Below are 20,801 nucleotides of genomic sequence, written 5' to 3' on the forward strand. Positions count from 1 at the left end.
TATCCCGCTATAGCCGGGGATCAACCGGGTCAGACTCCAGCGCAAGAGCAGCCAGCACACATTCATGCACGCGCTCCAGCGGCTCCTTGCGGATGAACCGGTTCACCGATTCGACGCTGAGCGCGCATTCCATCAGGGCGTGCCGCTCCTTTTTGGAGGTCCTGCGCTGCTTGAGCCGTTTCAGGTTATCCGGCTGCAGATAGTCGATACCGTATATGATGTGCAGGTATTTCCGTCCCCGCACCTTGATGGCCGGCTGGACCATATGCCTGCCGTTCTTCGTAATAAAGGTTTCCGGCTTGATGACGATGCCTTCATGGCCGTCCTCCGTCATGTCCTGCCACCATTTGATGACATCCGCCTCATCAGCCCCGCTGCGGATGACCCGGTATTCCGTCTCCATGAACAACGGCGAAATTCCGGCCAGCAGCCGGGCCTGCTCCATATGCCAGTTATGGCTGTGGTCAAAAAAGCTCTGCCCGCTGTGGGCCAGTATATGAAACGGGGCGATCCGGATGCCCTCAAGCCCGCTTACATCCCAGCAATATTGCTGGAAGGCCTGGCGGAAGACCTGGACACTCTGCAGCTTCGCTTCCATCTCCTGCACCCAGCCGGAGACATCGCGGCCCGCCGCTTCTGCCTGCCGCAGCTTAACCAGCAGATGCTCACGGTCCATTTTTGCCGCTTCGGCGACATGGGCATATTGGGTGGCAATCAGCTCCCGCGCCTTGAGGTTCCAGGGAATAATCTCCGTATCCAGCAGCAGCATTTCCGTATTATATCTGGTAAAATAACCGGCCTGCACCAGATCGGCATTCAGCCGGGCCAGCACCTGCGCTTCCGTCTCCCGGTCAAAAAACGCCCGGCCTGTACGGCTATAAATGGTGCCCAGCGCCGGCCGGCCGATATAGGACACGGCCGCCTGCTCGTCGCGGAAAAGGAGCAGCACGGCACGGCTGCCCATATGCTTTTTCTCGGCGATCATCGTGGTAACGCCCTGCGAACGGAAATAGTCGAAAGCCTCCTGCGGATGCTCCAGGTAAGACTCATCCGCGGATACAGACGGAGTCGGACTCATCGTCGGCGGGATGTACACCAGCTCCTCCAGCGGAACTGTATAGTGGGAGACACTGTCGACCGCCGACTTCACATAATCGCCGCGTACCGAAACCTCCCCGTACGCGTCTGTAAAGACAGAATAGCCGTTCACCAGCTTGCCGAGGTTAGGCGGAGCAAACCGCCCGCGTTCCCAGCGGATCAGCGGGCTGTCCGGATCTTCCGCATAATCGCGGTGTGCCTTGACGCTGACAAATTCCTGTTCCGGGTAGCGGTAAGCCGTAAGTGCTCCGCCGAATACCGCTCCCTGGTCGATGTTGATCGTATTCTTTACCACCGCGGGATACGGCCGCGGATCATGGCCCCAGATAATCAGCTCGCCCGATTCATGTCCGGTATACCACTCTTTCCGTACCGGTGCTCCTGCAGCGTCCATCCCGTCAGTGTCACCATAACGGCAGAAATCCTGAACCCGGCGGGACTGCCTGCCGATATATTCGTCACGGATGCCCGCATGGGCGATCACAAGCCGCCGCACCCCGTCCCGGCACATGACCAGATGGCTGGGGGCAGATAGAAGAAACTGCTTCAGCTCTTCTTTTAAGGCAGCAGCCGCCTCAGCTCCGGCTTCCTCTTCAAATAACCGGAGCTCTGCAGCAATATTTTCGTCGCCGTGGCTCAGGGTGACATTGCGTCCGCTGAGGTAACGGGCAATTTTCCAGCCGTGGTTGCTGTCGATCATCCGGGCGATCCCGGCGTCAAAGTGCCGCTTCCAGAAGATCATCGTGTCCAGCGATCTCGGTCCGCGGCTCATGACATCCCCGACCGAGACCAGCGTCCGGCCGGCGGGATGCCTGTACAGCCCGGCTTCATCGGCAGCATAGCCAAGCTCTCCGAGCAGCTCCAGCATTTCATCGTAGCAGCCGTGGATATCGCCGATCACATCTATTCCGGCGCCGATATCAGCCAGGAGCGGATTGTCCCGGCGCACAAACTGCACAGCCTCAGGCTCCTTCAGCATGTATGTAAAGTCAAAGCCCTCCTCGCGCAGCCCGCGCAGTGAACGCTTGAACTGGCTGTACTGGCTTTTGACCCGCTGTCTGCCGCGCGGCTGCTCCCGCGTCTTGTCCCGTGCAAGCAGTGTCTGCTCCGGCACATCAAGTACCCAGGCCACGCAGGGCAGATCATGCCCGGCTGCGATCTCAATATATTTGCGGCGGTATTCCGGCTGCAGATGCGTAGCGTCCACCACCGTCAGCTTGCCCAGCCTGCTGCGCATCGACACCACGGTGTTCATCGCCTCAAAGGCCAGGCCGGAGAGCTTCTGATAGTCATTGTAGATGATATCAGCCTCCTCCCGCGGCCGCCCCTTCCAGTCCAGGTACTCGACATCACCAACCAGCGTACGGTAGGTATCCGAGGATACCATTTCCGTTTCCAGCAGCACGCCTTCCTCTACCAGTCTGCGGAGCAGAGTGGTTTTACCGCTGTTTGACGGACCGACCAGCACGATAATGCCTCCGTGCGGAAACGGAATGGTCCGCTGTGCTTCATTTTTTTCCGTCATTGCAGGTGTTCTCCTCTCGTAAATACCGCCATCTGCGTCGGGTATCCATACTCCGCAGAGCCTTCACCGATTCCTGTAATCTCAGCTGTATAATGAAAAGCTCCAGTCCAGCGGCTGCACCAGGCCGAAAAGGCTTCACGCCCCCACTCGAACCGGTGGTCTCCATGCCGGATCTCCTCCTGCTCCATCCCGTAAACGGTGTTGTAATCCTTGTTCGGCGTTGTCACAATCAAGGTCTTTGGGGCATACTGGCTAAAAATAGTATCCATCACCCGGTCCAGCCGGTGTTCATCAATATGCTCAATAACCTCACACAAAATCATAACATCCCTGCCCCGCAGCGACTCATCGAAATAGAAGAGCGAGCCGGTCACCGGATCGGGAACCACTGCCCCCGGTCTGCCCTCCAGCTTGGCGAAGCGCTCCATCGCCCGCAGCTGTGAAGCAGCCGAAGGCTCAACTGCCCTTATCTCACGGACGCCCGGCACACTGCTGAGCCTGGCCGACAGCTTGCCTTCCCCGGAGCCGAAGTCCACGATGCTGGCTCTGGCGTCCAGCTCTCCGACCGTCCGGGCAATCGCCTCATAGCGCAGATCGTTAAGCCGCACCCTCGGCGCTTCCTGAACGCCGGGTGGTTCTGCGGAACCGCCGGGAGAGGATTCTTCCAGTACGGGGATGTCCGCCGGTGCTCCAGGGCCGCCGCCGGCTTCACGCAACTCTTTCGCAGCCATTTCCTCATATTGCCTGATCGCCCCGGCAAAACGCAGCGTCCGCTTCAGAATCAATGCCCGCAGCGGGTGCTGCTCCAGCCAGCCTGCGCCGTAACGCCGGATTTTATCCACTTCATCATCACTGATGTAATAATGCTTGTAGTCATCCAGGGCGGGTATCAGCACAAACAGCTGCTGAAGTGCAGTCTGCAGCGTCTGCTTCCCCTTAAGCCGGATATATCTTGCCGAGCTGCGCGCTTTTAACGCAAAGGTATATTCCGCATCGCCGCGTTCCAGAGAAACCTCATAGCCGAGAGCACCAAACAGCTCTTCCACCGTGCGGTCCGGCAGATTGGATGCCACGGGCCCGAAGCTCAGCTCCAGCTCCAGCGGCTCCTTTACCCAGGGCACATAGGCATCCTTCGGTTTGCCGTTCAATGCCGTGCCCAGCGCCGCCCGGATGTAAGTGCAGAACAGGCTGCTGGTCACAAATTCCCTGTCATTGATATATTGCGTAATATCATTGTGCGCCTGCGAGTCTCCCTTTACAAGCTCCACCGGATCAGGCGTCACATAAATAACGGCTTCGGTCTCCTCTGCGGAGGAGGCGGTAAAAACGATGCGGACCCTCGCTTCTTTTTCAGTCCGGTCATACAGATTATTCGGATTTTTGGCCAGCAGATGGGACAGCATGCCTGCTCCCGCTCCAGTCGCCCTGATGATTAAATGCATCTCTAGTTCCCTCCATAAGCGTTGCCTGACGGCCTCCTGACCTCTTTTAATCCTGCAGTCCAGGAGCTTTCGTTACCCCAAACTTCCGCCAGTGCGCTGTAAAATAGTACGTCCAGTTGTTCATCCGGTACCCCGTCAGCCGGTTCAAACAGGGAAGCCGACTCTTCAAAATGGGCAATTGACTGCTCCAGATAGTTATTTATAACCTCAAGCCGGGGCTCTACATTCAGTTCTTCGCCGGACATTTTACGGATCAGCAGCTGATCTACAGCTTGCCGCAGCGGTGTTCCCCCGGGAATCAGCGTCTCTACGAGCACGGAGAACTCCAGCGGCGGAACCCCGTTATATTTCTCAATCCAGGCACAGGCCAGCAGCGGCCGGAGCACATAGAAGTATTTCTTGATCTTGACCTCGCTGCCCTGAAGATAGCTGCGGTAGTTCCCCCGGGCCATGTTCAAATAATGATAAATACAGGACTTGGGGGAAAACCCCAGCGGCGATAGCTTCCGGATGCTCTCTGCTACCGTGTAATTTTCCTCATACCGGATCCCTGACTGCAGCCACTCCAGCAGCGGCGGGTTCGATTTGCGTAACAGCAGCAGCGCTTTTTTCAGATCCCAGCCGTTTATGTCCAGTAAATTACTGATCGGCCGTTCAATGACATCCCTTGGTTCAAAAATCGACAGATACGCTTCAGGCCGGCGCACGTACAGGAAACGCACATCGTAATCGCTGTCCCTGGACGGAAAACCCCAGGCCCGGCTGCCCGATTCACAGGCATACAGGATACGCACATCTTCTTCCGCCTCAATCCTGCGCAGCTGGCGAATAATCTCCAGCTCAATTTCAGACATTCTGTTCATGCTCCTTTCCGCTCAAAAAAATACAAAAAGGCCATGGACTCCGTCGTCCATGGCCTTACCCAATCTGCAGCTGACTGCCGGTTACGTATCGCGGCTCCCGGTAAATACCGGTACCGTCAATAAATTACCTGCTGCTGAGACCGGGTTATGATCCAGGGAGGCCAGAGTGATGGAATACATGCGCGGATTCTCGGAATGAACAAGGTTCTCAAAGCTATTATTGTTATTGATAGCATTGTTGTAAGTATTCATCTGCCGCTGACCTCCTTTAACATTTTGTTTGGGTAATTGAATTTGAAAACATATGCCTTGCCTGATGTTAGCATTTTCCAACAGCATAATTCACAGGCCCAGTTTCTGTCAACCCGCCGGGACCGGCAGGCCGGTGCCCGGCACACTGTAGAGGCTACGGAAGAACCGCCCTGATTGCCGGCGTCAGATCCTCTTCCCGCAGGGTTAAGAAGTCCTCTCTACCCTCTATATAGACCAGCTTTACCAGATAGCCGGCAGAGTCATTATAATAACGTGACTGGTCAAGGATATCCTTGATAGCTGCAGTATCATTAACTGCAGCTGATCTGCCCTCCTTGCGGGCCAGCTCCAAATGGAGTTCAAAATCATCGCGGTCATTGCCGGTGAATCTGCTGGAATAATCGTTAGGAATTATTTCTACAGATTTCAAATCCCCTGGTGTCACACGGATTTTGTCGGCGTAACCCAGCTGCTCAAGCCTTTCTGTCAGCTTGTTGAAGGAACGCTCCCACTCATAGTTTGAGAAGTAAGGATATCCTGTATCATCAGGCTTGCTAATAATCTGAATGGTTGCATAAGAACGCTGCCCCCCAGTATGGTCCTCATAGCTCATATTCAGAATTTCCTGTTTCAATAATTCTTTCAGTTCATTAACTTCCTGCGGGTCCGAAATAATAAATGCCTTATTGTAATCACTGAAACGCAGGCCTTCTATTTCTTCATCCAGCTGATAGAGCCTGTACAATGTACGTTTATACCCCTCGCTCTCCATTACGGCCCGCAGCTCCGGTTCAAAACCGGCAACGGGAACCTGGTAGCTCCGGTTTAAAGTCCGCCCGTTATCCAGTTTATACATGAGATAAAAATCACGGAATTCGACATTCTGCGGACGAGGCTGCATCGTTGCCATTGCCTGATGCAGCTTGCGGACAGCTTCAACATAGTCCTTATCCCCGGTGAACGGGTTCTGTTTATCTGTAAAAGGATATGCATTATTCCAGTAGATATCGTATGTGGAATAATTATCTGAAGCATATACACCCACTATTTTATCCACAGCCGGTACCCGGCTCTCATAGCCGGTGAGCCCGGACACCGGAACATACAGCACAAGCCCCAGCAGCGCTGCATATCCGGTAAACTCGAGCGCCGCCTTGCGGGTCAGAATCAGCCAGGTTTTGCGGACAATCATCTCTGCGGCAATATAGCCGATCAGTGCGCCGATCAGATGGCCGCCGATAATCCAGCCAAGCTGCTGATACCTAAGATGAGCGAAATAAGTACCTGAGATGAGCATTGCACAGAGCATAATCCCCGCTTTGAACAACGGATTAAAATACGAAAAGGCAATCGCCTGTCCCGCCTTCTCCCCGTGCCGTTTACGGTATAGCAGGAAGGACAGCGCAAACAAAAGGACGGATAGCGCCGAATAGAGCCACAGGTAACCGGCAGTGAACGGATTGGTTTTGACATAGATCATATGCAGCAGCGGAGACCAGACTTCACTCCGGCCCCTTGATCCGTACCATGCCGGGTAACCATACAGATACATGCTGAAATGTTCATTCACCAGCATCAGCAGCGCGGCAGGCAGAACCAGCAGAATGTAGATCACCACCCCCTGCAGCACGGATTGCCCGGTACAGATGCCGACAAACACGCTGAAAACAAACAGGAACAGCGTAAGGATCGTCAGCGTCAGGCACCATTGTCCCACGTCGGCCCAGGAGTAAATATACATGTTGCCGTCCAGTGCCCGGACAATTCCGGTCACGGCAGCAGTCAGCCAGACCGGCCCGAGTACCAGAATTAGCCCGCTTACCGTATGGGACACCAGCAGATGCTCCCGGCGCAGCGGCAGGCTGTGCCACAGGTCGGATGGCGCTTTGGCCTGCAGATAACGGAACAGGAACAGGGCTGCCGCGACTGGCACTGTGACGGAGAACAGCATCTGAATCTCTCCGCTAATGAAGAACAGATTGTCTACAGACCGGCGTTCAAGATTGGGGGCATTGTTCAGAAACAACTGCAGCGGCAGCGCGAATAAAAGAACGAGCGAATAAATGATTCCGATCCAGCCGTGCTGGCGCAGGTTCTGGCGGATGACACTGCTGTTAAAGAAGAATCGGCTGCGCATCATAACCGGCATCCCCCATTTCATAAATAAAGATTTCCTCCAGCGTCAGCGGCAGCAGGTCGAATACATAAGGCTCGTATACATGAAAAGCCTGCGCGATCCGCTCACGGTCTCCCTTGACGATGTATAGGCTGACGCTGCCCCGCTGTTCCTCGTGGAGGATCTGCAGCTTGGCGGCAAGCGCACCGGCGTGGCGTTGATCGCGGAAGGCCACCTGAATTTTATGCGTATCCGCCTTCAGGTCATCCAGCTCCTTCTCCACCAGCATCCTCCCGCCGTGCATAATGCCGACATGGTCACACAAATCTTCTATCTCACGCAGATTATGTGAGGAGATCAGGACAGTCAGGCCGCGCTCGGCCACTTCCTGGAACAGCAAATTTTTGATCTGCCGGCGCATGACCGGATCAAGCCCGTCGATCGGCTCATCCATGATCAGCACCTCCGGCGTACAGCTCAGTGCAAGCCACAGTGCCGCCTGGCGCTGCATCCCTTTGGAGAACCTGCTGAGCTTTCTTTTCCGGTCCAGCTTAAAGGCAGCTCCAAGCTCCTCAAACCGCTTCTCACTCCATGAAGGGTAGATCGACCGGTAAAATGCAGCCATACTCCGCACCGACGCCTGCGGAAAAAAATACGGGCTGTCCGGCATGAAAATAATCCTCCGCTTTACATCCGGAGCTTCAAAAACCGGCTCACCGCCAACCGTAACGCTCCCTTCGTCGGGCCGGTAAATCCCGGCCAATGTTTTCAGGAGCGTGGTTTTGCCTGCGCCATTTGATCCGAGCAGGCCGTAGATCGTCCCTTTCGGCACAGTCAGTGAGAGGCTGTCGACGGCCTTTTCGCCCTGAAAGATTTTGCTTACCCCGCGGATTTTAATCATGCTTCTCCCCCTCTTTTGCCTTCCAGAACCTGCCGGTACAATGCGCTTATCTCGCCTTCGGTGAAGCCGAGGTATACCGCCTCCGCCATCAGCCGCAGCAGACCTTCGCGCAGCTCAGTCCGCTTACTCTCACTGCGCTCCTGGGCTAGCGGTGCTACGAAGCTCCCTTTTCCGGGCAGGGAATAAATAAAGCCTTCCCGCTCCAGCTCCCGGTACGCCTTCTGAATCGTATTGGGGTTAACCGTTAGCTGCGAGGACAATGTTCTAACCGATGGAAGCTGTTCGTCAGCCTGCAGGATGCCATGCATAATCATCTCTTTAACCTTGTCAGTCAGCTGCTCATAAATCGGCTTGCGGCTGCGGACATCCAGTTCGAACATAGGCGCCCTCCTTTACTAAGCTGCAAATATGGAAAACTTAGGTGTATTAACTGTACTACTATTATTAATACAGTTGATCGGAATTGTCAACGCAAAGAAACGGCCTGCCCGCTTTTTGCGGATGGGACGTTGTTTTACTTTAGCTATTTGTAGACTAGTTTCGTCCAAGGTTATGCAGATGGATTTCGCTGATTTTTTTTCATCGAAATCAGTACCGGTTGCTTGATTCAGCCCCTAGCAGAATCGCTCCCTTTGGACAGCTCACCGGATAACTGCATTTTGTGCAACTAAAAAGGGCAATTTTGAGTCTCAGTCAGCTTTAACTGTACTTTGTACACTTATATCGCGGTAATTTCAGCAAAATCAGGCTATCCGCAGGTTTTAGTTGCACGGTATACACTTATTTCTGAAAAAGTAGCCTTACACACTATTATAGCTGCACCAAATACACTTATTTCAATTCGCAGCTTCGCCATCAGTAACATTTATACGAAAGCAGCCCATACAAAGCAAAAAAAGCCAGCGGACTAAGTCTGCCGGCCTCTTTTCACAAACATCATGTTTCCGTTCCATGAACCTCCTGTTACCGCTCATCATTCCAGAAGTTCAGCGGCTTCAGATCTTTGGTGATTATAGCAAAGCTGTAGCCTTCCTTCTTGAAGGTCTCCAGCAGGCTCGGCAGCACCTTCAATGTTGCCTTCTGGTCATGCATCAGGATGACCGGATTAGTCTTGGATGACTGTAGCTTATGCACCTGATCCATAACCGAGTTATAGATTTTATCGCTGTCTTCCTTGTACCTCCAGTCCTCCGAATCGACATTCCAGTCCCACAGGTGGTAGCCCTGGGCCAGCACCTTGTCCCGGAAGCTTCGGGTGAAGTAGGGCTTGCTTCCGTATGGCGGACGGATCAACGTCGTTTCCGCCCCGCTGATTCTCTTCAGCACCGCGTTATCCGCCGTCATTTCAGCCAGCGCTGCCGCCGGAGAAGCATAAAATTTCTCCTTGCGGTGGGTCATACCGTGCAGCCCAAGCCCGCCCCCTGCCTTCACAATCCGTTTCACCTGGGCGGGATAACGGTTCATGTTCGGGCCAAGCATAAAGAATGTTGCCTGGACTTCGTACTTATCCAGTATATCCAGCAGCTGTGCCGTGGTCGCCGACGGCCCGTCGTCAAAGGTCAGATACACGGTCCGTCCTTTAACGGCCCCTTCTCCGGAAGGTTTAGCCGGACTTGTGCCCTGCGGCTTCAGTTCGTCCGCATACTGCTTCACAAAAGCCTCATCGCTCATCGCCGCCGACCCGTCCCGGACTCTCAGTAAATATTTATCTCCCTGAAAGGTTATGCTATATCCAAGGTATCCGCTGATCTTCACCGGAACCATCAGATTCCCGTTCTGCAAAAAGCTGTCCATCGGCACAACCGTACCATCCTGCAGCTTCAGTCCGCCGTTATTCTTAAGCAGGCGTACGGATTTGCCGCCGGCGGCAACTGCGATTCCGTCTGACAGCCCGGTAATTGTCCACTTCAGCTCTGCAGACACCGCACGCAGCGGCACATAATAGCTGCCCTTAACCGGCACAGCTTCAATTCCGGTCAGCTTGTCATTCACACCCAGCTTCAGGCTTGAGCCCGCACCGGCAGCACTTGCTGCAGTCTGCAGCACACCAAAAGTTAAAAATAAGGACATAAGGACAAGCATTACTTTTTTTAACACAAGCAAGAGCTCCAATCTATGTATATTTGCCTCTAACTCTATCATACATAGATATAACGTAATTTGAGAGATTGTAACCGGACGCCTAAAATATTGTTACTTTTCCACGCTGTGATAAATTGCACAATGGCTCTTCACGCCAAGATACGTGCAACTTTCGTCGAATGCTGTCAAACCAACAAATAAAGCGTTTAATTCCCGTTCCCTTCACACATTCTAATTGTGACGAAATTAGCAACAATACGGTACTTTTGAACAAAGTTTGAACAACCTTAAATTTAGCTTAAAGCCCGCCGCTACAGTGATCTTTGTCATACATAAAGGAACTTGTAACAAATTGATCACACATCTTTAACTTTATCGCCATTTTTGAGGACGATTATAGATATATTTACAAAATATGTATTTTGCAATCCGGGTAAGTAATTCTTACTATAGATACAGGTTATTAATTCGCCCGCCAGCATCGAACGGCTAATGAAAAGAATTATTGAAGGAAGGAGTTCTATATGAAAAAAAAGGGACCGTTATACGCTTTGTTTCTCAGCCTGCTCTTTATTCTTCCGGGATGCAGTTCGATCGCCGTACTGAATCCTAAGGGCCCGGCTGCACGGACGCTGTCTGACACCATTATCCTCTCCATTGTGGTGATGGCCTTTGTCCTGGCAGTTGTCTACATCTTATATATCTTCGTCCTGGTGAAATACCGGGCAAAGAAGAGCAATGAAGGCTACATTCCTGAACATGAGGAGGGCAATAAGGTCCTTGAAGCGATCTGGATTATTATCCCGATCATCATCGTGGGCTTCCTGTCTGTTGTGACTGTAAAGTCCACCCATGCCGTCGAGAATGTGGCGAACGAGTATAAGGATCAGAAGCCGCTTGTCATTTATGCCTCCTCCTCCAACTGGAAATGGCATTTCAGCTATCCTGAGGAAGGAATTGAAACGGTCAACTACGTGAACATTCCGGTTCACCGTGCAGTTGAATTCAGACTGTATTCCTTCGGAACAATCACCAGTTTCTGGGTTCCGCAGCTGGCCGGACAGAAATACGCAATGAGCGACATGCTCACCTATCTTAACCTCTCTGGTGATACCGTAGGCTCTTATATCGGTAAGAATTCGAATTTCAGCGGTAAAGGCTTTGCCCACATGGAATTTGAAACACTGGTTATGACTGACAAGGATTATCAGGATTGGGTTAAGGAAGTGAAGGAGACTGCGCCTGCGCTGACAGAAGACGAATTCAAGGGCCTTCTGGCCGCCGAGCATCTCGGACGCAAAACTTATTCTTCTACCCATCTGGAATTCAGTCCGCCTCCTGGCGATCACAGCGAGCATATGAGCGGTGACGGCATGGAAATGGATATGCAAAACGGCGGTGAAGAACACGAGGATAACAAGGAGATTCATCCTTCCCCGGCGCCTTCCAGCCAGACCGAGTTCGACGGCAACCCTGCCCCTGAGGTAGAAGAGCCTCTGCCAAGCTCACCTGTTGAAGAGCACACGCACCAATAAAACCAACCATGAGAGCTATCCGCTCTTAGATAGCATGAATCATGCTGGCAGCAACAACCTGAAAGGAGCCACCCTAATGGATTTAGAGAAATTTAAGGTTCACGGCGAACCCCTCATTTATGGAGCCATGGTCAGTATTGCACTTGCCACCATCGGGATTCTCGTCGGGTTGACCTACTTCAAGAAGTGGGGCTATCTCTGGCGCGAATGGCTTACCACTGTGGACCACAAGAAAATCGGGGTTATGTATATCCTGGCTGCCCTCCTGATGCTCTTCCGCGGCGGCGTAGACGCCATGATGATGCGTCTGCAGACTGCAGCGCCTGAAATGAAGTTCCTTGATGCGCAGCACTATAATGAGGTCTTTACTACTCACGGTCTGATCATGATCCTCTTTATGGCCATGCCGTTTATCATCGGTCTGATGAATGTCATCATTCCGCTGCAGATCGGCGCAAGAGACGTTGCTTTCCCGCGCCTCAACGCCGTCAGCTTCTGGCTTTTCTTCATGGGAGCCATGCTGCTTAACATCTCCTTCGTCATCGGCGGTTCTCCGGATGCAGGCTGGTCCGCTTACTTCCCGCTGGCGAGTCTGGAATTCAGCCCGACTGTAGGGAACAACTACTACTCTCTGGCACTGCAGATTTCCGGTATCGGTACGCTCATTACAGGGGTTAACTTCATTGTTACCATCCTCAAAATGCGCGCTCCGGGCATGACCCTGATGAAGATGCCGATGTTCACCTGGTCTGTACTGATTACAAACGTTATTATCGTCTTCGCTTTCCCTGTGCTTACCGTAGCACTGGCACTGATGATGTTCGACCGCCTGTTCGGCTCACAGTTCTTTACGATGGCTAACGGCGGGATGGATATGCTCTGGGCCAACCTGTTCTGGGTATGGGGGCATCCTGAGGTATACATTGTTATTTTGCCGGCCTTCGGTATTTACAGTGAGATTATTGCCACCTTCTCCAAAAAGAACCTGTACGGATATACCTCCATGGTATTCAGTATGGTTATCATCTCGCTCCTGTCCTTCCTGGTATGGGCTCACCATTTCTACACCATGGGTCAGGGCGTAATGGTCAACAGCTTCTTCTCCATCACCACGATGGCGATTGCTGTTCCGACCGGGGTCAAAATATTCAACTGGCTGTTCACCCTGCGTAAGGGCCGGATAACCTTTACTACACCGATGCTGTACACGCTGGCCTTTATCCCGATCTTTACTATCGGCGGGGTTACCGGCGTCATGCTGGCGATGGCGAGTGCTGATTACCAGTACCATAACACGATGTTCCTGGTAGCGCATTTCCACTATGTTCTGATTCCGGGCGCGGTGTTCGCCGTTATTGCTGGGTTCCACTACTGGTTCCCGAAAGTATTCGGCTTCCGTCTGAACGAACGTCTCGGCAAACATGCCTTCTGGTGGATTATCATTTCCTTTAACGTAACCTTCTTCCCGCTGTTCTTCCTCGGTCTGATGGGGATGACACGCCGGATGTACACCTATTCGGAAGAGACCGGCTTCGGTCCGCTGAATATGCTGTCGTTCGCCGGAGCGGTTGGTCTGGCTATCGGTTTCGTACTGCTGGTGTACAACATCTACTGGAGTACCCGCTACATGCCGAGAGATACAACCAGCGACCCTTGGGATGGACGTACCCTGGAATGGGCTACACCAAGTCCGATCCCGGCTTACAACTTTGCAATTGTGCCTAAGGTTAATTCCCTGGATCCGTTCTGGGAATCCAAACAGAAGAACATTCCGCTGTTTGAAGACAAAATCACCAAGATTCACTTGCCTAACAATACCGGGAAGCCGTTTATCCTCGGTGTAATCTTCTTCTTCCTGGGCTTCTTCCTTGTATTCAGCATGTGGATTCCTGCTATTGTCGCCGGAGTCGGTGTTATCGTTATGCTGGCTGCAATGTCCTTTGACCAGGATCATGGCTTCTATGTGTCAGCTGAGGAAGTAATCGCTACTGAAAAGAAACTGCGGGGTGAGACTGTATGAAAATAGATGCGTCGAAGCCGCTGGAATATTCAACTGAAGAAAACAGTAACAAAATCTTTGGCTTCTGGGTTTTCCTTGGAGCTGAAATTCCGCTCTTTGCTACGCTGTTTACTGTATATTTTGTAATGGTTAACCGTTATGCCAGCGGCCCTAGCGGCCCTGAGCTGTTCGAAATCGGACCGGTGCTGGCTGAGACCTTCCTGCTCCTGACCAGCTCGTTCACGATCGGCCTGGCTGTGCATGCCATGCGTCTGGGCCACAAGAAAGCCATGATGATCCTTATGGGCATTACACTGCTCATGGGTCTCGGTTTTATCGGGATTGAGATTGATGAATTTTTCACTTATATTCATGAAGGTGCTACTCTTCAGACCAGCGGCTTCCTCTCCAGTCTCTTTATACTGCTGGGAACGCACGGTGCCCACGTCAGCTTCGGCTTCCTGTGGGGAGTAGGCATCATGATCCAGCTGTGGCGCCGGGGAATTACTCCCGCTACAGCTAACAAAACATTTATCTTCTCACTGTTCTGGCATTTCTTAGACGTTGTCTGGATCTTCATCTTCAGCTTCGTCTATCTGAAAGGACTGATGTGACATGATAAAGCAACTATTTCCAATCCGCCATGTAATGGGCTATCTGGCCTCACTGGTCCTTTCAGCCGCTGCGCTGATTGTCATTTACGGCGATCTGTCCCATACAGCCAATGTGGTGGTATTGACGGTCACTGCCCTTATCCAGGCTTCCCTGCAGCTGTTCGTGTTCATGCACATCGGCGAATCGGCAGATACCAAGAAAGAGCTTTACCTCAATATCGCCTATGCTTTGTTTGTAGGCCTAATCACCCTTTTCGGTACCCTCTTCATCTTCGTATGGGGCTGGTACGCGTAAGCTCTACAGCTTCATAATCGTTTTCACAGTAAAGCCCGCGCCATTTGAATAACAGGATGGATCGAACGTGAAAACATAACAGCCCCTGGAACCTAAGCGTTCCAGGGGCTGTTTACGGATACAATTATTTACACTCTGCTATAGCTTGAACCTTGCCAGCTCCTTCTGTAAATCTTCAGCCAGCGTCGCAAGGTACTGGGCGGACATGGACATCTCACCCATGGCGGACAGCTGCTCTCTGGTCGCAGCACTGGCATCCTGGACATCCTCCGCACCTTTACGGGAAGCTTCGCCCACCTGTTCCATCGCTTCTGTCACCGACTGTGATTCCCCAGAGACATGCTCCACCGCGATTCTGATCCGCTCTGTCTGCCGGACAGCAGACTCGATGGCAGACTGGATTTCCGCAAAGGCCAGCGCGACGGCTTCACTCTGCGCGACACCCCGTGCCACAAGCTCCGATCCGGCAGTCATTGAATCGACTGCACCGCTCGTCTGCTGCTGGATATCCGTAATGATCTCCGTAACCTTCAGTGAGCTGTGCCCTGTCGCTTCAGCCAGCTTGCGGATTTCCTCCGCAACCACTGCGAACCCCCGTCCGTGTTCGCCTGCTCTGGCTGCTTCAATAGAGGCATTCAGCGAGAGCAGATTCGTCTGGTTCGCGATATCGTTTATTGTAGTAATGATAGTGTTAATCTCCTCCGAGAGGCTGCCCAGATTGCCGACAATGGCTTGTGTAGCAGCAACGCTGGCATTGATTTCACTCATCCGGGTGATAATGCCGTTTACCGCCTCGGCACCGTATCCGGTTGAAGCCGCAGCGCCTGTCATCAGCCCGGCCATATCATTGCTGCTGCGCTCCACTGCGGCAATATCCTCCGCCATGGTCTGCACGGATGCTGTGGTACGGGTAATGCTGTCCGCCTGGACCTCAAATCCGGCTGCAATATCGCCCGAGGCTTCGGCGATCAGCTGTGAAGCGCGCGCCGTCTGCTCTATGCTTGCACTCATCTCCTGTGAAGAAGCCGACAGCATTTCCGTACTCTCCGATATCCCCTGCATCATCCGTTTCAGACTGGTGAGCATAGAATTGAAGGACTGGTTGATCTGGCCGATCTCATCCCTGGAGGCATAAGCCGCGGTTACGGTCAGGTCACCTTCTTCTGCCCGTTTCATAAGAGCCTGGAGCTCTTTAAGCGGCTTCGTGATCAGCCGGGAAATGATGATACTGATGACAATGCACAGCACCCAGGCAGCGGTAATCAGCAGGCTGCTGACCGTACTGGAGGTCTTGGCATCGGATAGTGTCAGCTCGTTATGCGCTTTGGCATCTGCAATCAGGGAAGCGGCGGCATCGTCAAGCAAGCCGAACAGCTTGGTCCGCGAATCGCTGAAGGCACTTCCCGAATACACCTGGTAGCCCTCTTCATTCAGATTTTTGCCTGCCAGCTGAATGATATTATCACGCTGAGTCCGGTAGTCCTCAAGCAGCGACAGATACTCATCGATTCCGTTGCTGAACTTCGCATTCTTGAACTCAATGGATTTCAGCTGGTTCATCAGCTCGTTGTTCTGCTCAATCTTGCCCTGGATTTCAGCGGTGAGCTGCTTGCTTTTGTCTGAGTCCAACGTCAGCAGATTCTCCAGGAGAAAAGACTCGATCGCCCGGTTATTGGCGCGTATTTCAGTAACCAGATAGATGGGAATCAGATTCTGATTGTAAGTCTCCTGGGACCGGTCAGCAAGTTTACCCGTAAAGAGGATTCCTACAGTTCCGACACCAACCACCAGGATTACTGCAACAGCTACCAGAACTGCCATTTTGAATTTCACTTTTAAATTCCTCATCAGCCTTATTCCCGCCTTCTCCCTATCATTCTATACAATCTATATCGGCGAAAAAAGTCGAAAAATGATGCATAGATTTGAATTTTGTCGAATACCTTGATGTTCGCGGAGTGTTTCGACAGGAATAATGAATCCGTTCAATCCTGCAGCAGCCCGTATTTCCGGCGAAAACGCTCCAGTACACCGGTCCAGCCCCCGGCAAGTATGGCCAAAAAGAACACATTGGACAAGGCATGAGCCAGGTCAAAATAAAAACTGGAAGCGTAAGAAGTCATAACCAGTCCCCAGCTGAAGGCCTCCGGCAGACTAATAATGTACCAGATGTTCATGATCCATCCGAACAGAAAGCCCCAGAGAAAGCCGAACAGCAGCATTCCTCCGCGCTTTTTCATCCACCAGGAGTTCCGCAGCCAGCCTGCGCTTAGCCCGGCCATTCCCCAGGCGAACATCTGCCACGGTGTCCACGGCCCTTGTCCGAAATAAATATTGGATACCAGCGCAGCTACGGCCCCGATGATAAACCCCGCCTCCGCCCCAAACACATAGGCAGACAGGATCACAAGGGCGGATACAGGCTTCACGCTAGGCAAAGCTGCGAACGGAATCCGGCTGACTGCGGCAATAGCCGACAACACAGCCAGCAGCACCAGCTCCCTGGACTCCAGCTTGCGCCGTTCCAGCCGGAGAAAAACAGGCAGCAGTGCCGCCCCGAGCAGCAGAAGGCTCAAAAGCATATAATGGCGGTCCTTCAGCGCCGCCGTAAGCGCCAGGCCGGCCAGAAACAGGGCTACAGCAACGATGAGCGGAAAGCGTAACCTTGCCATGCTGTCATCACATCCTCTATTGTCAGTGCCTGGGGCAGTATATCCCGCACCATGCGGTTAACTGCAGTTGTATAGAAATAGTTGCTGCTGAAAAAATCCGCCGGACTCCCCTCCGCCGTGATGCTCCCGTCAAACAGCAGCGCACAGCGGGAAGCATACCGTGCAGCAAACTCTACATCATGTGTTACTACGGCGATACTCATCCCCTGCTCAAGCAGTTGCCGGAGCAGCCCGGCAAAGCGCACCTTCGCGTCAGGATCGAGGCCTTTGGTCGGCTCATCCAGCAGCAGCACCGCCGGCTTCAGCAGCATTACCATGGCAAGCGCCAGCTTCTGCTGCTGACCGCCGCTGAGATCATGCGGGTGGCTCTGCAGCACCTGCTGAAGCTCAAACGCCTCTGCCAGCCGGGAAATCTCCGATGTGGCTTCATCCGGTGCCAGACGGGCAAACGCAGCCATGTGCTGCAGCTCTTCCAGCGCGGTATCATAGCTGAAATAGAGCAGCGGGTTCTGGGCGAGAAAACCTGCTGTTATCCCCCTGGCCAGCTCCACCTTGCCGCGCTGCGGCTTGGCCAGCCCGCTCAACACATGCAGCAGCGTGGACTTACCGGCGCCGTTGCCGCCCAGAATGGCAAGCAGTTCCCCCCGGTGCAGCGCCAGACTCAGCTTGCGCAGCACCTCCCGGCCTTCCTTCTCGTAACGGAAGGTAACTTCTCTCGCACTTAGCAGCGGAGTGGAATCAACCTTATGCGGCAAGGCAGCGGTGTTATTCCCGGCAGCGGCAGCAGAATTGCCGCCAGGCAGTTCGCCCGCCGCAGCAGACGCAAGGTTATGCAGCCAGCGTTTACCTTCGCGCACCGTCAGGGGGATGGACTCCGTCAGAGCATCCGCCTTCCCCTGTGCAGGCAGCGCCAGGTACAGGCGCGCTGCGGTAGGCAAATACGCTTGGACCGCGGCAAACGTGCCCTCCGCTGCTTTGGAAACAAGCTCCCGCGGAGGGCAGGCCGCCTGCAGCATTCCGTCCTGCATAAGCAGCACACGGTCAGCCAGCGGCAGCACCTCCTCCAGACGGTGCTCGCTGATGATAATAGTCACCGACATTTCCTCATTCAACCGGTGCAGGGTCTGGATGAATTCACGCGCTGCAACCGGATCGAGCTGTGAGGTCGGCTCGTCCAGCAGCAGCAGCTTTGGCTGAAGCAGCAGGACTGAGGCCAGATTAAGAAGCTGCTTCTGGCCGCCGGAAAGCTCATGCACCGGCTTGTACAGCAGCGGCTCCAGGCCGAACAGGCCGGCCATCTCCGCCAGTCTGCTCCGCATCACCTGCGGCGCGAGGCCCAGATTCTCCATCCCGAAGGCCAGCTCATGCCAGACGGTATCCATGACAATCTGCGCCTCCGGATTCTGGAATACCATCCCGATCTCTCCGGCCGCCCGTTCGTCCGGCAGCTCCGCCAGAGGCAATCCTGCATAACGGATCACGCCGCTTCCGGTCCCTACAGGGGTGAGCTCACGCTTCAGCTGGCGCAGCAGCGTCGTTTTGCCGCCGCCAGACGGGCCCATCAGTACTACAAACTCCCCCTCCTCTACCGTAAAGGTGAGCTCATGGAGCGAGTCCCGTTCGGCCCCGGGGTAACGGAAGGATACGCCTTCCGCCGCGATGATCTCCATTGCCAAATCTCCTTTCCTTCCAAGCCCGGCGGAATCAGCACGAACAGGCAGAAGCTGATGTACATCACCGCTTCCCCGCTGCCGAATACCAAAGGCTTCATACGCGGATAGATTTCAAATGTTCCATAGCCCTGCAGCCAAAGAATCAGCGGAATCAGTCCGCTGAGCCCCAGCAGCAGGAGCACGGCTTTGTCTAACCAGTCCATTTTGTATATCGAGTACGTACTGCGTCTGCGCATACCATACCCCCTTGCTTTCATGGAGTCCCCCGTCTGCAGCGCCTCCTCCAGCGACCAGGTCAGCAGCACCTTCAGCAGGGTCATGCCATCACGCATTCTTTTACGCAGGCTCCCTTCACCGACATCAATTCCCCGAAACCGCTGGATCAGGGTGATTTCGCGCAGCCTTCTCTGGAACAAGGGCACAAACCGGATGGCCATCAGTGTCAGCAAGGCCGTCTTGGGCGCAGCCGCAGCAAAGGCATACATGAATTTATCCGTTGTTACGGTGTAGTTATAAGAGATAAATAACAGAAATATCGTAAGCAGCACCAGCATCATGATCAGCCCGTACAGCACAGCCTCCAGCGTAACCGGCTGGTCCCACAGGTAGAACAGGATATGCGCTCCCCTGTGCGAGAACAACGGGTTCAGCACAGCCACGGAGCCGGCCATCAGCAGATAGAAGGGCAGCCCGCGCAGCAGCTGACGGCCCTGCCCCTGCAGCAGCAGCAGGAGGATCAGCCCCGTAAGCTCGGTAATCAGAAAAAGCGGATGCATCATCAGGGCGGCGAACAGCAGCAGCCCGGCGTAATAGAGCAGCGCTACTGCCGGATGCATGGCCCGGAAGCCGCTGCTCATGGCGCTTTGGCTCCGATGTCCTTGCCGAGGTCAAGTGTATACAGCCATTCTATCGTATCCCCGGGCTGAACGGTGTAGCTTCCGGCACTCTTGTCCGGGAACTCTCCGTTCACCCGGTACATCCAGCCGCTCTCCGCGCCATGATCCAATTCATATAGATTGTCTATGCCTTCGACATAGGCAAAGCCTTTGACTCCCTGGAATTCCATCTGGATTTTGTGCTGGCGGGTAATCCGCTTCAACAGGTCCAGCGCACTTTCGCCTTCCTTGATCTCGAACGCCGCCGGCGCAAGAATCACCCCGTGCTCCGCATCTCCTGTAATGGAGATGACGGCTGTGTCCGCCACGGCGGCAGGCTGTGCAGCCGCCGTGGGTTTAGCCGTCGCTGCCTGCTGCGGCGACGGTGCGGGTGCCGGCTTCGCCGCGCCGGCAGAAGGGCTTGCGGCAGCGGACGGCTTCGCCGCTGCCGCTGCGGTGGCGCCGGCGCCCTTGGCGGGCGGCGCCGTGGCCGTGGCCGCCGGACGGTGCGCGTCCGGCGCTATCGTGCCTGCGGGGCTGCTGCCCGCAGGCGCTGTGGCAGGCGCGGCGGCTGTGGCCGCGCCTTGGGTGGCCGTCTCCGCTGCGGGAGACGGCGTGGTGTGCCCCGCCGGCGCGGACGGCGGGGCGGTGACGGCAGCGTCTCCGGGCTGCGGAGACGCGGTGGCCGCCGGCTGCGGGCTCTGTGCCGCAGCCGTGGCAGTGGCGCTGCCGCCCGCAGCCGGGGCGGCGGCATCCCTGCCGGGGGCTGCGCAGCCCGGCAGCAGCAGCGCGGCCAGCAGCACTAGCGCTGGCGGAAGCAAACGGCGGATAGCCGGTCTAATCATTACTCTTTGCACCT

Annotated in this window: 17 protein-coding genes; 4 read left to right on the forward strand and 13 right to left on the reverse strand. The window is 54.3% G+C overall.

The annotated features are described in order from the left end of the window. Positions 1 to 7: 7 nt before the first annotated feature. The 8 genes from M2108_RS16030 to M2108_RS16065 form a co-directional block, all read right to left on the reverse strand. Positions 8 to 2,623 (reverse strand): polynucleotide kinase-phosphatase, encoded by a 2,616-nt coding sequence (locus tag M2108_RS16030; protein ID WP_277470395.1) that lies wholly within the window; start codon positions 2,621 to 2,623, stop codon positions 8 to 10. Beyond that, positions 2,620 to 4,065, reverse strand: coding sequence for a 3' terminal RNA ribose 2'-O-methyltransferase Hen1 (locus M2108_RS16035; RefSeq protein ID WP_277470396.1), 1,446 nt, complete (start codon positions 4,063 to 4,065; stop codon positions 2,620 to 2,622). The genes M2108_RS16030 and M2108_RS16035 overlap by 4 nt, the downstream gene beginning before the upstream one ends. Positions 4,066 to 4,067: 2 nt before the next feature. Further along, a complete protein-coding gene (locus M2108_RS16040; protein ID WP_277470397.1) occupies positions 4,068 to 4,919 on the reverse strand; it encodes a nucleotidyltransferase domain-containing protein in 852 nt (283 codons plus the stop codon). Between the two features lie 90 nt (positions 4,920 to 5,009). Beyond that, complete coding sequence (locus M2108_RS16045; protein WP_277470398.1) at positions 5,010 to 5,180, reverse strand: hypothetical protein; 171 nt, start codon at positions 5,178 to 5,180, stop codon at positions 5,010 to 5,012. A 154-nt stretch (positions 5,181 to 5,334) separates the two neighbouring features. Next, positions 5,335 to 7,341, reverse strand: coding sequence for a DUF6449 domain-containing protein (locus M2108_RS16050; RefSeq protein ID WP_277470399.1), 2,007 nt, complete (start codon positions 7,339 to 7,341; stop codon positions 5,335 to 5,337). Continuing rightward, on the reverse strand, positions 7,295 to 8,197 hold the full coding sequence (locus M2108_RS16055; RefSeq protein WP_277470400.1) for an ABC transporter ATP-binding protein: 903 nt from the start codon (positions 8,195 to 8,197) through the stop codon (positions 7,295 to 7,297). The genes M2108_RS16050 and M2108_RS16055 overlap by 47 nt, the downstream gene beginning before the upstream one ends. Continuing rightward, on the reverse strand, positions 8,194 to 8,577 hold the full coding sequence (locus tag M2108_RS16060) for a GntR family transcriptional regulator (RefSeq protein ID WP_090717470.1): 384 nt from the start codon (positions 8,575 to 8,577) through the stop codon (positions 8,194 to 8,196). The genes M2108_RS16055 and M2108_RS16060 overlap by 4 nt, the downstream gene beginning before the upstream one ends. A gap of 583 nt (positions 8,578 to 9,160) precedes the next feature. Continuing rightward, the gene (locus M2108_RS16065; protein WP_280768008.1) at positions 9,161 to 10,294 is read right to left on the reverse strand and encodes a polysaccharide deacetylase family protein; all 1,134 of its coding nucleotides are present in this window, start codon (positions 10,292 to 10,294) and stop codon (positions 9,161 to 9,163) included. A 509-nt stretch (positions 10,295 to 10,803) separates the two neighbouring features. Between M2108_RS16065 and qoxA the strand changes: the two genes are divergently transcribed. From qoxA to qoxD, 4 genes are all read left to right on the forward strand, one after another. Beyond that, entirely contained in the window at positions 10,804 to 11,814 is a 1,011-nt protein-coding gene (gene qoxA, locus M2108_RS16070; RefSeq protein ID WP_277470402.1) for a cytochrome aa3 quinol oxidase subunit II, read from the forward strand. 76 nt (positions 11,815 to 11,890) lie between these two features. Beyond that, positions 11,891 to 13,834, forward strand: a complete 1,944-nt coding sequence (gene qoxB, locus M2108_RS16075) for a cytochrome aa3 quinol oxidase subunit I (protein ID WP_277470403.1) — start codon at positions 11,891 to 11,893, stop codon at positions 13,832 to 13,834. Then, complete coding sequence (locus M2108_RS16080) at positions 13,831 to 14,427, forward strand: cytochrome (ubi)quinol oxidase subunit III (RefSeq protein ID WP_277470404.1); 597 nt, start codon at positions 13,831 to 13,833, stop codon at positions 14,425 to 14,427. Before qoxB ends, M2108_RS16080 begins: the two co-directional genes overlap by 4 nt. Before the next feature lies 1 nt (position 14,428). Further along, positions 14,429 to 14,722: a cytochrome aa3 quinol oxidase subunit IV gene (qoxD, locus tag M2108_RS16085; protein ID WP_039870052.1), complete on the forward strand. Its 294-nt coding sequence runs from the start codon at positions 14,429 to 14,431 to the stop codon at positions 14,720 to 14,722. 138 nt (positions 14,723 to 14,860) lie between these two features. On the opposite strand, the gene M2108_RS16090 is transcribed toward qoxD, so the two are convergent. The 5 genes from M2108_RS16090 to M2108_RS16110 form a co-directional block, all read right to left on the reverse strand. Continuing rightward, positions 14,861 to 16,570 carry a methyl-accepting chemotaxis protein gene (locus M2108_RS16090; protein ID WP_277470405.1) on the reverse strand — a complete coding sequence of 570 codons (1,710 nt, stop codon included), beginning with the start codon at positions 16,568 to 16,570 and terminating at the stop codon, positions 14,861 to 14,863. A 137-nt stretch (positions 16,571 to 16,707) separates the two neighbouring features. Beyond that, positions 16,708 to 17,394 carry an ECF transporter S component gene (locus M2108_RS16095; protein ID WP_277470406.1) on the reverse strand — a complete coding sequence of 229 codons (687 nt, stop codon included), beginning with the start codon at positions 17,392 to 17,394 and terminating at the stop codon, positions 16,708 to 16,710. Continuing rightward, positions 17,358 to 19,064, reverse strand: coding sequence for an ABC transporter ATP-binding protein (locus M2108_RS16100; protein ID WP_277470407.1), 1,707 nt, complete (start codon positions 19,062 to 19,064; stop codon positions 17,358 to 17,360). The genes M2108_RS16095 and M2108_RS16100 overlap by 37 nt, the downstream gene beginning before the upstream one ends. Continuing rightward, positions 18,980 to 19,924: an energy-coupling factor transporter transmembrane component T gene (locus tag M2108_RS16105; protein WP_277470408.1), complete on the reverse strand. Its 945-nt coding sequence runs from the start codon at positions 19,922 to 19,924 to the stop codon at positions 18,980 to 18,982. Before M2108_RS16105 ends, M2108_RS16100 begins: the two co-directional genes overlap by 85 nt. Beyond that, a complete protein-coding gene (locus tag M2108_RS16110; RefSeq protein ID WP_277470409.1) occupies positions 19,921 to 20,787 on the reverse strand; it encodes a DUF4430 domain-containing protein in 867 nt (288 codons plus the stop codon). Before M2108_RS16110 ends, M2108_RS16105 begins: the two co-directional genes overlap by 4 nt. Positions 20,788 to 20,801 lie beyond the last annotated feature (14 nt).

Source organism: Paenibacillus sp. PastM-3 (assembly GCF_029893965.1).
Taxonomy (GTDB): domain Bacteria; phylum Bacillota; class Bacilli; order Paenibacillales; family Paenibacillaceae; genus Paenibacillus_AQ.